Source organism: Falsiroseomonas ponticola (assembly GCF_016805305.1).
Lineage (GTDB): Bacteria > Pseudomonadota > Alphaproteobacteria > Acetobacterales > Acetobacteraceae > Falsiroseomonas > Falsiroseomonas ponticola.
Genome location: NZ_JAERQN010000012.1, coordinates 149,203 through 162,306, shown reverse-complemented (window position 1 = coordinate 162,306; position 13,104 = coordinate 149,203). Strand labels below are relative to the sequence as shown.

General features: G+C 71.8%; 10 protein-coding genes. 5 read left to right on the top strand and 5 right to left on the bottom strand.

The window, feature by feature from the left end; translation table 11 throughout:
* Positions 1-85 precede the first annotated feature (85 nt).
* Together JJI54_RS27005 and JJI54_RS27000 are read left to right on the top strand one after the other, a co-directional pair.
* Positions 86-1,432 (top strand): FAD-dependent oxidoreductase, encoded by a 1,347-nt coding sequence (locus JJI54_RS27005; RefSeq protein ID WP_203076523.1) that lies wholly within the window; start codon positions 86-88, stop codon positions 1,430-1,432.
* Positions 1,429-1,644, top strand: a complete 216-nt coding sequence (locus JJI54_RS27000) for a DUF1289 domain-containing protein (RefSeq protein WP_203076522.1) — start codon at positions 1,429-1,431, stop codon at positions 1,642-1,644. Before JJI54_RS27005 ends, JJI54_RS27000 begins: the two co-directional genes overlap by 4 nt.
* Before the next feature lie 86 nt (positions 1,645-1,730).
* On the opposite strand, the gene JJI54_RS26995 is transcribed toward JJI54_RS27000, so the two are convergent.
* The 5 genes from JJI54_RS26995 to JJI54_RS26975 all read right to left on the bottom strand — a co-directional run bounded on the left by JJI54_RS26995 (position 1,731) and on the right by JJI54_RS26975 (position 6,767).
* Positions 1,731-2,705, bottom strand: a complete 975-nt coding sequence (locus tag JJI54_RS26995) for a Bug family tripartite tricarboxylate transporter substrate binding protein (protein WP_203076521.1) — start codon at positions 2,703-2,705, stop codon at positions 1,731-1,733.
* Positions 2,706-2,806: 101 nt separating this feature from the next.
* Positions 2,807-3,505, bottom strand: coding sequence for an SDR family oxidoreductase (locus JJI54_RS26990; protein WP_203076520.1), 699 nt, complete (start codon positions 3,503-3,505; stop codon positions 2,807-2,809).
* 49 nt (positions 3,506-3,554) lie between these two features.
* A complete protein-coding gene (locus tag JJI54_RS26985; RefSeq protein WP_203076519.1) occupies positions 3,555-4,919 on the bottom strand; it encodes an MmgE/PrpD family protein in 1,365 nt (454 codons plus the stop codon).
* A gap of 31 nt (positions 4,920-4,950) precedes the next feature.
* On the bottom strand, positions 4,951-5,784 hold the full coding sequence (locus JJI54_RS26980; protein WP_203076518.1) for a class I SAM-dependent methyltransferase: 834 nt from the start codon (positions 5,782-5,784) through the stop codon (positions 4,951-4,953).
* A 2-nt stretch (positions 5,785-5,786) separates the two neighbouring features.
* Positions 5,787-6,767: a magnesium transporter CorA family protein gene (locus JJI54_RS26975; RefSeq protein ID WP_203076517.1), complete on the bottom strand. Its 981-nt coding sequence runs from the start codon at positions 6,765-6,767 to the stop codon at positions 5,787-5,789.
* Between the two features lie 125 nt (positions 6,768-6,892).
* Here JJI54_RS26975 and JJI54_RS26970 point away from each other — a divergent pair, with 125 nt between their 5' ends.
* The 3 genes from JJI54_RS26970 to JJI54_RS26960 are packed head-to-tail and all read left to right on the top strand — an operon-like array spanning position 6,893 to position 13,084.
* Positions 6,893-7,663: an IclR family transcriptional regulator gene (locus JJI54_RS26970; protein WP_203076516.1), complete on the top strand. Its 771-nt coding sequence runs from the start codon at positions 6,893-6,895 to the stop codon at positions 7,661-7,663.
* Between the two features lie 13 nt (positions 7,664-7,676).
* Entirely contained in the window at positions 7,677-11,492 is a 3,816-nt protein-coding gene (locus JJI54_RS26965; RefSeq protein WP_226382151.1) for a hydantoinase B/oxoprolinase family protein, read from the top strand.
* 11 nt (positions 11,493-11,503) lie between these two features.
* Entirely contained in the window at positions 11,504-13,084 is a 1,581-nt protein-coding gene (locus JJI54_RS26960) for an ABC transporter substrate-binding protein (RefSeq protein ID WP_203076514.1), read from the top strand.
* Positions 13,085-13,104: the final 20 nt, after the last annotated feature.

Below are 13,104 nucleotides of genomic sequence, written 5' to 3'. Positions count from 1 at the left end.
CACCAGGGGCGAACCGCCCCTGGACCGTCTCGAATCAAGCCCTCCCTGCTTCACAGCACCCCCAACCCGCGCGATGGTCCCGGCCATGAACACGCATGACGTCCTCGTCGCCGGCGCCGGCGCCGCCGGCCTGGTTGCCGCCCTCGCCGCGGCCCATCACGGCGCCCGCGTCCTGCTGCTCGATTCCGGCCAGCCCTCCACCTTCGCCACCTCCGGCGGCCTCTTCTCCGCCCCCGGCACGCGCTGGCAGCGCGAACTCGGCATCGAGGACAGCCCCGACCTCTTCATCGCCGATGTCCGCGCCAAGAACGGCGACACGGTGCCGGAGCTGCTGCTGCGCAGCGTGGCCGAAGGTGCCGCCGCCACGGCCGACTTCATCGATGGCCCGGCCGGCGTGCCGCTCCACCTCCACACCACCACCGACTGGCCCGGCCACGCCGTGAAGCGCCTGCACGCCACCCCCGGCGAAAGCGGCACCGAGTTCAACACCCTGCTCCGCGCCGCCCTCGCCCGCTTCCCCGCCATCACCTTCCAGGACGGGGCTGAGGTCACCGCCCTGCTGCCGGACATCACCGGCGCCACCTATACCCGCGACGGCACCACCCACCATGCGGAGGCCGGGGCCACCATCCTCGCCACCGGCGGCTATGGCGGCGCGCCGGACCTGCTGGCCCGCTTCGCACCCCCCGCCCGCCACGCCGTCCATGCCGGCGGCGCGGGGTCCACCGGCTTCGGCGTGCGCGTGGCGGCGGAACTGGGGGCGGAGATGCAATGCATGGACGCCTACCAGGGCCAGCCCCATGTCTCGCCCCACCTGATCGGCACGGTGCGCCCCCGCTTCGGCGCCTCGCTCCCCGCGCTCGGCTCCGTCATGGTCAACCGCGAAGGCCGGCGCTTCTGCGCGGAAGACATGGGCCCCAGCGAGATGACGGGCGTCCTCCTCTCCCAGCCCGAGGGCCGGGCGGTGGAGATCTGGGACGAACACGCGCAGCAGGCCGCCCAGGCCGGCGGCCCCTTCCGCCGCGCCGTCGAACTCGGCGCCATGCGGCGGTTCGACAGCGTGGCCAACCTCGCCGCCCATTTCGGCCTGCCGGAAGCCGTGCTGGCGGAAACCCTCGCGCAGGCCATCGCCTGCGCGAAGGGGGAGGCGACGGACCCCTTCGGCCGCCGCCACTGGAAGGCGCCGCTCGCCGCCCCCTTCTACGCGGCGGAGATCACCGGCGCGCTGGCCCATACCCAGGGCGGCGCGCGGGTGGATGCGGTGGCGCGCGTGCTGCGCCCGGATGGCACCGCCATCCCGCGCCTCTTCGCCGCCGGTGGCGTCGCCTGCGGCATCAGCGGCACGGGCACGGCGGGCTACATCCCGGGCAACGGCCTGGCGCAGAGCTTCGTGCTCGGCTTCCTCGCCGGCCGCGCGGCGGCGGGCGCGTGACCGCACCCAGTCCCTGCATTCAGGTCTGCGTGCTGGACCGGCTGACCGGCCATTGCATCGGCTGCGGCCGGACCGGGGAGGAGATCGGCGCCTGGTCCCTGCTGCCGGAAGCCGCGCAGCGCCGCCTGCTGGCCGCGCTGCCCGCCCGCCTGGCGGCGCTGGAGGCGCGGGGGCTCCGCGCCGACCTCACGCCCCGCCTGCCGAGGGCATGAGAATCGGTGCTAAAAGCCTCTAATCGGCATAATCGGCTTAAAGGGGTTAGTGGCCTCAAAGCCACACCGGGCCGGCGCCGGGCGCCTCACTCCGCCCGGATGTTGAAGCGCCGGACCACCTCGGCATAGCGGGCGGCATCGTCCCGGATCGCGGCGGCCAGCACCTCCGGCCCCTCATCCGTCGGCTCCACGCCCAGCCCCGCGAAGCGTTCCGCCACGTCGGCGCGCTTCGCCGCGGCGCGGCTGGCGGCATTGAGCCGCGCGACGATGGCAGGGTCCGTCCCCGCCGGCGCCACCAGCCCGTGCCAGCCCACCGCGGTGATGGCGCCGAGCCCGAGTTCGCCGAGCGTCGGCACCTCCGGCAGCGCGGCGGTGCGGGCATCGGCGGACACCGCCAGGCCGCGCAGCCGCCCGCCGCGCACATGGTCGGTGACGGCGCCGATATTGATCATCACGCCCTGCAGCTGCCCGGCCATCAGGTCGTTCACCGCCAGCGCCCCGCCGCGATAGGGCACATGGGTCCAGGCGCTGTCGGCGGCGCGGGAAAGCTGTTCCAGCAGCAGATGCGCCAGGCTGCCATTGCCCGGCGTGCCCACCGCCGGCGGCTCCCGCCGCGACAGCGCGAACCACTCGGCGAAATCCTTCGCCGGATGGTCGGCGCGCACCACCAGGATCTGCGGCACCCGCACCGTCCGGTGCACCGCCGCGAAGCCGAGCGGATCATAGGTCAGGCGCGGCGTCAGCGCGCCGGTGATGGACAGCGTGTCGGACCCCGCGAGCAGCGTATAGCCATCCGCCGCCGCCCGCGCCGCCGCCGCGTAGCCGATGTTGGACCCGCCGCCCGGCAGGTTCTCCACCGTCACGGACTGGCCGAGCACATCGCCGATCGCCCGCGCCGAAAGCCGCGCCACGATGTCCTGGCTGCCGCCCGGCGCGACGGGGACGATGAGGCGGATCGACCGCTCCGGCCAGCCCTGGGCGCGGGCGACGACCGGCATGCACAGCCCCGCGGCGGCAAGCCCGAGCAGGGAGCGGCGGCGGAAGGCGGGGATGGCGGTCATGGTGCGGGGGTCCTCTGGCGGCGTAAATCACGCCGGGACCCGCAGATACATAACCCGTTCGTGGAAATCAAGAACGGCCGAAACAACGACGTTCAATCGGGTTATTCGGCGTAGATCATCTTCCGCGTCATGCCCCCATCCACCACGAATTCCGCCCCGGTCACGAAGCCGGAATCGGGCCCCGCCAGCCAGGCGACCAGCCCCGCCACATCCTCCACCGTGCCGACGCGGCCCACGGGATGCTGGGCATGGTCCTCCGGCCGCAGCGCCTCCCCCTTGGTCGCGATCCAGCCCGGGCTCACGCAATTCACCCGGATGGCGGGGCCGAGGCTGATGGCCAGCGCATGCGTCAGCGCCACCAGCCCGCCCTTGGAGGCCGCGTAGGCCTCCGTCTCCGGCTCCGATTGCCGCGCGCGGGTGGAGGCGATGGTGACGATCGCGCCCCCCTGCCGGCGCAGCAGCGGCGCCGCGGCGCGGGCCAGCAGGAAGGAAGCGGTCAAATTGGTGCGGATCACCCGGTCCCAGTCGCCCGGCGCCAGGTCATCGAGGGGAGCCCGCTTCATCATGCCCGCATTGCTGACCAGGACATCGAGCCGCCCTTCGGTGGCCTCGATCCCCGCCACCAGCGCGGCCACCGCATCGGGGTCGCCCACATCCGCCCGCACCATCCGCGCGGGGCCCGGCGGCGCCTCCGCCAGGTCCGCGCCCACCACGCGGAAGCCGTCCCTGGCCAGGCGTTCCACGATGCCGCGGCCGATGCCGCGCGCCGCGCCCGTCACCAGCGCCACGCGATCCGTCATGCCATGCTCCCTCGATGCCGGGGCGGAACGCGGCGCCGCCCCCGCCGGTTCAGGCGGCCCGGGCCCGCGCCAGCAGCGCCACGCGGCCGGGCAGGGCGGTGCCCTTCGTCAGCGCCTCCAGCAGCGCCTCCGCCGGCGGTGCCCCCACCACCGGCACGGCCAGCTCCCGGAACTTGGCGGCCAGGTCGGCATCGGTCAGCGGCGCGTCGGGGTCGCCCTTCCGGGTGGGCTGGAAATGGTCGAGCACCCGCCCATCCGCCAGCGTCACCCGCAGCCTCGCCGCCCGCCGCGCCGGATAGGCGCTGGCCAGTTCGGGGTCGAGCGAGACCGTGACGCGCGGCATCACCGCCCGGATGCGCGGATCCGCCAGCCGTTCCGGCGTGAAGGCCGCGACGCGCACGCCGCCCAGCACCATCAGGGCGCCCACGCAATACTGCAGGCTGAACCGCGCCTGCTGCTCGGTCGAGACCTCCGGCCGGTCGCAGATATCCTTGGTGGGGCCATAGCCGCCGACATGGATCGCGGCGACGTCATCCGCCCCGAAGCCGTGCTGCGCCCGCAGCGCGTCGAGGCCATCGAGCGCCGCGAAGATGTGCCCGCAGCAGCCATGGTTCTTGAAGGTGATGCCGGTGATCAGCGGCACCGCCTCGCCGAGCCCCGCCAGCGCCCGGTCCCACTTGCCCGCATCCTCGCTGGTGGCGGCCGCGAAGCCGACCGGCCCGTGCAGCACATCCAGCGCCCCGGTCACGCCGCCGGAGGCCGCGAGCGCCGCCAGCGCGCCGGCTTCCGCCGCATGGCCGGGATGCATCGGCTTCGACATGCCCTCTCCCCGGAAGGCCTGCTGCAGGCCGCCCGCCATGGTGGCGGCGGTCGCGATCGCATGCGCCATCCGCGTGGCATCGAGGCCGAGCACCACGCTGGCGGAGACCGCGGCGCAGATCGTGCCGACCGTGCCGGTGATGTGCCAGTTGCGGTAGTGGCTGGGCTGGATCGCAAGGCCGATGCGCCCGCCGACCTCATAGCCCGCGACCACGGCGCGCAGCAGTGTCTCCATGGAGGCACCCCGCGCCTGCGCGGCGGCGAGCGCCGCGGCGATGGTGGGGCCGCCGGGATGCAGGCCGCTGTCGCGGTGGATGTCGTCGAATTCCACCACATGGCTCGCCACCGCGTTCAGCAGGGCGGCGTGGCGGATGCCGCCGGCCTCCCCATCCACGTAGCAGAAGGCGCCGCCGCTGCCGCGCTCGCCGGCGAGCGCCGCGGCCAGCAGCGTCGCCGGCGGCTGCAGGCAGCCCGGCAGCATGGCCGCGAACCAATCCACCAGCGCGCGGCGTGCATGATGCTCGACCAGGCCCGGCAGCGGCGCGGCGCGCCAGCCGGCGGCATACCCGGCAAGGCGGATCAGGGGATTGTCCATGGCCGTTCTCCTCTGCGGAGAGGCTACCCCGTCACGCCACGCGCTGGAACACCGCCGCCATGTCGCGCCTGGCACCGGCGAGGTAGCGGGCATGCCGGACGCTACCCGGCAGCGCCGCCCATTCCCGCGCCTGGCCCCGCAGGAAGAAGGGCAGGCGCGCGATCATGGCGGCATGCGCCTCCGCATCCGCCGCGATCGCGGCCATGGTGCCGGGGGTGATCTCCTCGAAGCGGATCAGTTCGAGCCCCGCCTCCGCCCCATGGCGCCGGAGCATGGCGGCGTAGTCCACCGCGCTCCAGCCCGTGCCGGCGGACAGGGAGAGATAGGCGCCCGGCAGCATCACCCGCGCGGCTTCCCGCAGGAAGGCGCCGGCGCCGACATTGGTGAGCGTGCCGATGCTGATGACGACGTCGAAGACCGCATCGGGCAGGGGCAGCGCCTCGCCCCGCGCCTGCATCACCGTGATGCCGGGCTGCCCCGCCAGCCGCGCCGTCGCGGCGGCGATGGCGCTGCCGCTGGCATCGACGCCGATCAGCGCGCTGCGCGGCCAGGCCGCGCGGGCATAGCGCAGTCCGCCGCCGGCACCGCAGCCGATCTCCAGCAGCCGCGCCGGTTCCCAGACCAGCCCGGCCAGCTGGTCCAGCATCACGAAGTGATAGAGGTTGGCCTGGGATGGCGTGCCGCCCAGCCCCGGCAGCTCCATCAGGTCCGGCGACAGCGGCATCAGCCCGCCATTGAAGAAGCCGCTGCGCGCGACGGCGGGGATGCGGTAGGCGGCCTCGTAGAGGAAGCGGTTCAGCGATGCCCTGGCGCTGGCCGGCAGCCATTGCCGCAGCACGCCGAGGAGATCATTCGGCAGCCCCATGGCTACAGCCAGCCGTTCCGGCGGAACAGCCAGTAGGGCAGGATGGCGGAAGCGGCCATCAGGCCGAGCGCCATGGGATAGCCGAGCATCCACTTCAGCTCGGGCATCACCTCGAAGTTCATGCCGTAGATGGTGCCGACCAGCGTCGGCGGCAGGAAGAGGACGGAGGCGATGGTGAAGACGCGCATGATGCGGTTCTGCTCCGCATTGGTCAGGCCGAACAGCGCCTCCAGCACGAAGCTCAATTCGTTGGAGAGCTGCGCATCGAACTCCGCCAGCGCGCGCACGTCGCCCTCCATGGAGGCGAGGCGCCGCCGCGCCGGCTCGGGCAGCCCCTCCGCGCCGTTCTGCCGGAAGAAGGCGAGCATGCGGCCGAGGCCGAGCAGGCTTTCCCGCAGCCGCGCCGCCAGCGCGTTGATGCGGCCGAGCCGCTTGACCAGCAGGCGGGAATCGATCGGCCGGCGCCGCGCCTGGCGGTCCCCATCCGCGAAGGCCTCCGCCGAGACACGCTCCAGGTCCGCCTGCGCGCCGTCCAGCAGTTCCGCGGCGCGATCGATGATCGTCTCCACCAGCGCGAGGAAGACCGTCTCCGGCCTCTCCCGCACCGCGGGCTCCCGCTTGCATTTCTGCACGAAGGCGCGGAAGGGCAGGGGGTCGGCATCCCGCACGGTGACGAGCAGCGAGGAGGTCAGCACGAAGGTGACATCCGCCGCCACCGGGCGCCGCCCCTCCGACACGCCGGCGACCACCGCCGCCGTCATCACCAGGGCGCCGTCCTCGAGGTAGAGGCGCGCACTCTCCCCGATCGCCGCGGCCTCCGCGCGCGTCGGGATGTCGAGGCCCGCCAGGCGCTCCACCGCCGCCTCCTCCTCCGCGGAGGGGCTTTGCAGGTCGAGCCAGAGCACGCCGAGCGGCAGGGCATCGGCGGGGGCGTCTTCCTCCACATGCAGGTGGCCGTCACGGACGGAGAAGGTGCGCAGCATGGGCGCCAGCATAGAGCGCCCGGCGGATGGCGAAAGGCGGTTGACGCGGCCGCGCCGCCGGGCCTAGCGTTCCGTATTCCGCAACCACTGTTCCATTTAATGGAACTTCTGCCAAGGGCGGCCTGGTGACGATCCTCGATGCCGCGGCGCAGGTGCTGCGCTGCTACGGCGCCGATTGCACGGAACTCACGGTCACCGACCTCGTCGGCCGCCTCGGCATGCCGAAGAGCAACGCGTCCCGCCTGCTGCGCGCCATGCGCGATGCCGGGCTGCTGGAGAATGTCGGGGAGAGCAAGCGCTACCGGCCCGGCCTGCTGCTGGTGGATGTCGCGCGGGCCTATCGGCGCTCCTCCTCCCTGATCGATCGCGCCGATGCGGTGGTGGCGGAGGTTTCCGCCGCCTGCGGCCATACCGGCTACGTCACGCTTCGCGCGGGGCTGGAGGTGACGGCGGTGACGGACCACCAGGGCACGAATGCGCTGCGCGTCGCCTCCACCATCGGGCGCCGCCTGCCGGCCTTCGCCAGCGCCACCGGCCGCAGCCTGCTGGCGCGGCTGGCCGATGCGGAGGTGCGGCGCCTCTACGCCGCCGGCTTCGCGCCGCCATCGCCGAACGCGCCGCAGGATGTCGAGGATCTGTTGCGGCGCCTCGCGGAGGTGCGCCGCCGCGGCTACGCGACATCGCATGACGAAGCCAATCGCGGCGTCGGCGCCATCGCGGTGGCGGTGGCGGAGCCCGAGACGGCGGAGGTGGTCAGCCTCTGCATCTCCTACCCCGCCGCCACGACGGATGCGGCGGAACGCCGGGACATCGCGCGCGCGCTGCTGGACGGCGCCGCGCGCATCGGCGCCATCACCGGCGATGCCGCGCATCGCCCCGTGAAGCGCAGCGCCTGAAGGAAGAATGAGCATGGACACCGTACGCTGGCGCATCGGCTTCGATATCGGCGGCACCTTCACCGACTTCGTGCTGGTGGATGCGCAGGACGGCCAGGTGACGCTGCACAAGCGCCTGACCACGCCGCATGACCCCTCCGAGGCCGCGCTGAAGGGGCTGGAGGAGCTGGTGGCGCTGCGCGGCATCGCGCTGCCCGAGGTCAGCGAGATCGTGCACGGCACCACGCTGGTGACGAACGCCATCATCGAACGCCGCGGCGCGAAGCTCGGCCTGATCACGACGGATGGCTTCCGCGACATCCTGGAGATGGGCACGGAACAGCGCTACGACATCTACGATCTGTTCCTCCAGTTTCCCCAGCCGCTGGTGCCGCGCGACCTGCGGCTTGAAGTCGCGGAGCGGATGGATGCGCAGGGCACGGTCGTCACGCCGCTCGATGCCGGTGCCGTCGAACGCGCCGCCGATGCGCTGGTCGCCGCGGGCTGCCAGGCCATCGCCGTGGCCTTCCTGCATGCCTATGCCAATCCGGCGCATGAGCGCGCGTCGGCGGCGCTGATCCGCGCGCGGCATCCGGGCATCGCGGTGTCGATATCGTCCGGCGTGGTGGCGGAGATGGGCGAATACCAGCGCATCGTCACCACCTGCGCCAATGCCTATGTCCAGCCACTGATGCAGGGCTACCTGGCCCGGCTGCATGGCGCGCTCTCGGCCCGCGGCTATGACGGGCCGCTGCGGCTGATGCATTCCGCGGGCGGCCTCGTCTCGCTGGAGACGGCGCGCGAGGTCCCGATCCGCCTGCTGGAAAGCGGTCCCGCCGGCGGTGGCCTGGCCACCGCGCTGTTCGGCGCGCTGGCGGGCAAGCCCGACGTCATCAGCTTCGACATGGGCGGCACCACCGCCAAGGCCTGCATGATCGAGGATGGCCGCGCCGAAGTCGCGCCGCTGCTGGAAGCCGCGCGGCTGCAGCGCTTCACCCGCGGATCGGGCCTGCCCATCAAGGCGCCGGCGATCGAGATGATCGAGATCGGCGCCGGCGGCGGCTCCATCGCCGCGATCGATGAGGTCGGGCTGCTGAAGGTGGGCCCGCATTCCGCGGGATCGGATCCCGGCCCGGCCTGCTACGGCATGGGCGGCCAGAAGCCGACCGTCACGGATGCCAATCTCGTGCTCGGCTACTACGATCCCGGCTTCTTCCTGGGCGGGCGCATGACGCTCGATCTGGAAGCGGCGCGACGCGCCGTCGCCACCGTCGCGACACCGCTCGGCCTCTCCATCGAGGAAGCGGCCTGGGGCATCCACAAGGTGGTGGTGGAGAGCATGGCCGCCGCGGCCCGTGTCCACCTGGTGGAGAAGGGCAAGGATCCGCGCCACTACGCCATGGTCGGCTTCGGCGGCGCCGGGCCGGCCCACGCCGCCGATGTCGCGCGTGCGATGGGCGTGACGGAGGTGATCATCCCGCCCGCTTCCGGCGCTGCCTCCGCTCTCGGCTTTCTCGCCGCGCCGCTCTCCTTCGACGGTGCCCGCAGCCTGCGCTGCGAGTTCCGCGACGGCTTCGACAGCGACGCCATCAATGCGCTGCTGGCCGCGCTGGAGGAGGAGGGCCGCGCGCGCCTCACGGAGGCAGGCATCGCCGCGGGTGACGTGGTGGTCGAGCGCAGCGCCGATATGCGCCTGGTCGGCCAGATGCACGACATCAGCGTGAAGCTGCCGGCCGGCCGCATCGATGCGGCTTCGTTGCCGGCGATCCGGGAGAACTTCGCCCGCGCCTATTCCGCCCGCTACACCATGGTGCCGGATGGCGCGCGGATCGAGGCGGTGAATTTCCGCGTCCGCTCCGCCGGCCCCACCCCCGTGCTGCCGCTGGCCGGCGCCGCCGGCGGGGCGGCCACGTCGCACCTCAAGGGCCGTCGCCGCGCCTGGTTCGCCGATGGCGCGACGGAGGCGACGGTGCATGACCGCTACGCGCTGCGCCCCGGTGATATCGTGGAAGGCCCCGCCATCATCGAGGAGCGGGAGAGCACGACCATCATCGCGCCAGGCGATCGCGTGACGGTGGACGAGAGCCTCAACCTGCGCATCGCCGTCGCCCAGCCCCGCGCTGCCGCGACGCTGGTGGCCGCGACGATGGACCGCGCGGAGGCAGTGCGCCGCATCGCCGCCGATCCCATCGGACTCGAGATCATGTGGTCCCGCCTGGTGAATGTGGTGGAGGAGATGTGGCTGACGGTCTGCCGCACCGCCTTCTCCCTCGTGATCTCGGAAAGCCAGGACTTCGCCTGCGAACTGCTCGACCATCGCGGCGAACCGCTGGCCCACAGCCCGCGCGCCATGCCGGTCTTCAACCTGACGCTGCCGCGGGCGGTGAAGGCGCTGCTGGAACGCTACCCCGCGGAGACGCTGAAGCCCGGCGATGTGCTGGTCACCAACGATCCCTGGCTCTGCGCCGGGCACCTCTTCGACATCGCGGTGGTCACGCCGGTCTTCCGCCAGGGCGTGCTGGTGGGGCTGATGGGCACGGTCGGCCATGTCTCCGACATCGGCGGCACCAAGGATTCGATGCGGGCGCGGGAGATCTATGAGGAAGGCTTCCAGATTCCGCCGATGAAGCTGGTGGAGCAGGGCCGGCCCAATGACACGCTGTTCCGCCTGCTGGCCGAGAATGTCCGCAACGGCGATCAGGTGGTCGGCGACGTCAACTCCTTCATCACCGCCAACGCCATCGGCGCGGAGCGGCTGCTCGCCTTCATGGACGATTACGGCATGGAGGAGCTTGGCGCGCTGGCGGAGGTGGTGCAGGGCCTGTCGGAGAAGGCGATGCGCGACGCGATCCGCGCGCTGCCCGACGGCACCTACCGCTCCACCATCTGCAACAACCCGTTCGGCAAGCTGGTCGAATACCCCGTCGCCATCACGGTGAAGGGCGACGAGATGGTGATCGACTTCGCCGGCGCGCCGCCGCAGATGGCGCAGGGCGGGTTGAACTGCACCATGAACTACACGGCGGCGCATGCGACCTATCCGCTGAAATGCATGCTGACGCCCGGTGTGCGCGGCAATGCCGGCTGCTACCGGCCCTTCACCGTGCTGGCGCCGGAGGGATCCATCCTCAACTGCACCAAGCCGGCCTCGGTCAACATCCGCACGCGCACGGGCTGGTACCTGGCGCCGGTGATCTTCCGCGCGCTGGAGGATGCGGCACCGCGCCAGGTGCAGGCCTTCACCGGCCTTGCCGTGGCGGCGACGATCTACGGCCAGGATGCGTCGGGGCGCTTCTACTCCGACATGCTGTTCTGCGGCGGCGGGCAGGGCGGATCGGATTGCGGCGACGGGCTTTCCACCATGCTCTGGCCGACCTCGGCCTCCAACACCTCGATCGAGTTGCTGGAAAGCCGCGTGCCGGTGCTGGTGCTGAGCAAGCGCTTCGATGTGGATAGCGGCGGCGCCGGGCGGCACCGTGGCGGTCTCGGCCAGAGCGTGCGGCTGCGCAAGCGGCTCGATGACGGGCGGCCGACGCTGGTCTCCGTCTATCCCGAGGGCGTGCGCAACCCGATCCCGGGCCTGGCCGGTGGCCTGCCGGGCGGCGGCGCGCAGGGCCGCGTGCTGGATGCCGGGGGGCGGGAGATCCGCGATTGCGGCACGGGGCAGCTCGTGGAACTGACTCGCACCGCCGAAATCGTCGAACTCACCCTTGCAGGCGGCGCCGGCTATGGCGACCCTGCGCAGCGTGATCCGGCGCAGCTGGCGCGGGACGTGGCACTCGGCTTCGTCTCGCCGCAGGCGGCGCAACGGGACTACGGGAAGGCGATGGCGGCGGAAGCGGCCGCGTGAAGGAGAGGGGCATGATCGATCCGATTTCCGCCGCGCTGTCGCGGCGCGCATTGCTGGCGACGGCTGCGGGCGCACTCGGCGCGCTGACGCTGCCGGAGGGCGCCTTCGCCCAGCAGGGCGGGCGCCGCATCCTGGTGATCGCGTCCAACCAGGACATCCCCAACTTCGATCCGCACATCGCGACGGGCTATTCCGCCAGCATGCTGCTGCGGAACACCTATGACAGCCTGGTGCGGGTGGAGGGCAATCCGCCGCGCCCGGTGCCGCACCTCGCGGCCTCCTGGACCGTCTCCGCCGATGGCCTGACCTACGAATTCAAGCTGGACCCGGCGGCGAAGTTCCAGGATGGCAGCGCGGTGACGGCGGAGGATGTGGTCTATTCCTTCCACCGCCTCATTCGCCTGAACCGCGGCAATGCCTGGATGATCCAGGGTGTCGTGACGCCGGAGGGTGTCACCGCGCCCGACGCCGGCACTGTCCGATTTGCGCTCGCGAAGCCCTTCTCGGCCTTCCTGCAGGTGCTGCCCTGGGCCTGGATCGTCTCCAAGAAGCAGGTCGAGGCCAATCTCGGCAGCGATGACGGGCAGACCTTCCTGCGCTCCAACCTCGCCTCCTCCGGCGCCTTCCGCGTGCGCCGCGCTGAAGCGGGCAACCTCTATGAGCTGGAGCGCGTGGCGAATGCCTGGAAGCCCGGCGGCGGCAATTTGACCGGCGCGATCTGGCGCATCGTGCGGGAGACGGCGACGCAGCGCCTCCAGCTTCAGCGCGGCGAGGCGCACATCGCGGTCGACCTGACCAGCGAGGATATGGATGCGCTGCGCGACCGCCCCGGCATCGTCCGTGTGATCGAGCCGGAGTACCGCACCTTTTCCATCAAGCTGAATACGCGGCACGGCGCGCTGATGGATGTGGAACTGCGCAAGGCGATCAGCTACGCCACCAACTACCAGGCCATCGCCGATGCGGCGGGCTATGCAGACCTCATGGTGGGCCCGCTGCCCAACGGAATCCTCGGCCACAATCCCGATCTCGCCGTCTACCGCACGGATCTGGCGAAGGCACGGGAACACCTGGCGCGGTCGCGCAGCCCGAATGGCGGCATCAAGCTGACCATGGTGCATGTCGCGGGGCTGGACCAGCAGCGGCGCTGGGCGCTCATCATGCTCGACAGCCTGAAGCAGCTGAATATCGAGCTGGAAATCCGCCCGATGAACTGGCCGGACATGGTCGCGGCCTGCCGGTCGCCGGAGACCTTCCCGGACCTCTTCCCGGTCTACCAGACTGCGAATTACGGCGACCCCGACAACATCGCTTTCGCCGCCTACCATTCGTCGCGCAACGGCAACTGGCAGAACGCCGTCTACAACAGCCCGGAGGTCGATGCGCTGATCGAGGCCGGGCGGTCGGAGCCGGACGAGGCGAAGCGCATCGCCATCTATCGCCAGTTCCAGGAGAAGGTGGTGGCCGACGCGCCGGACATCTTCGGCGTGCTGGAACGCCGCAAGCTGGCGCTGCGCGACAACGTCCAGGGCTTCCGCTTCGTCCCCGTCGCGTCCAACGCGATCGAGGTCGCGGGGCTTTCGCTGCGATGAGGCAGGCGGCAGGGAGCACC

What these genes read in the sequence shown, in the direction of transcription:
- JJI54_RS27005 (WP_203076523.1), top strand. Translation starts at nt 86, where the DNA reads ATGAACACGCATGACGTCCTCGTCGCCGGCGCCGGCGCCGCCGGCCTG.
- JJI54_RS26995 (WP_203076521.1), bottom strand. Translation starts at nt 2,705, where the DNA reads ATGACCGCCATCCCCGCCTTCCGCCGCCGCTCCCTGCTCGGGCTTGCC.
- JJI54_RS26990 (WP_203076520.1), bottom strand. Translation starts at nt 3,505, where the DNA reads ATGACGGATCGCGTGGCGCTGGTGACGGGCGCGGCGCGCGGCATCGGC.
- JJI54_RS26985 (WP_203076519.1), bottom strand. Translation starts at nt 4,919, where the DNA reads ATGGACAATCCCCTGATCCGCCTTGCCGGGTATGCCGCCGGCTGGCGC.
- JJI54_RS26980 (WP_203076518.1), bottom strand. Translation starts at nt 5,784, where the DNA reads ATGGGGCTGCCGAATGATCTCCTCGGCGTGCTGCGGCAATGGCTGCCG.
- JJI54_RS26975 (WP_203076517.1), bottom strand. Translation starts at nt 6,767, where the DNA reads ATGCTGCGCACCTTCTCCGTCCGTGACGGCCACCTGCATGTGGAGGAA.
- JJI54_RS26965 (WP_226382151.1), top strand. Translation starts at nt 7,677, where the DNA reads ATGGACACCGTACGCTGGCGCATCGGCTTCGATATCGGCGGCACCTTC.
- JJI54_RS26960 (WP_203076514.1), top strand. Translation starts at nt 11,504, where the DNA reads ATGATCGATCCGATTTCCGCCGCGCTGTCGCGGCGCGCATTGCTGGCG.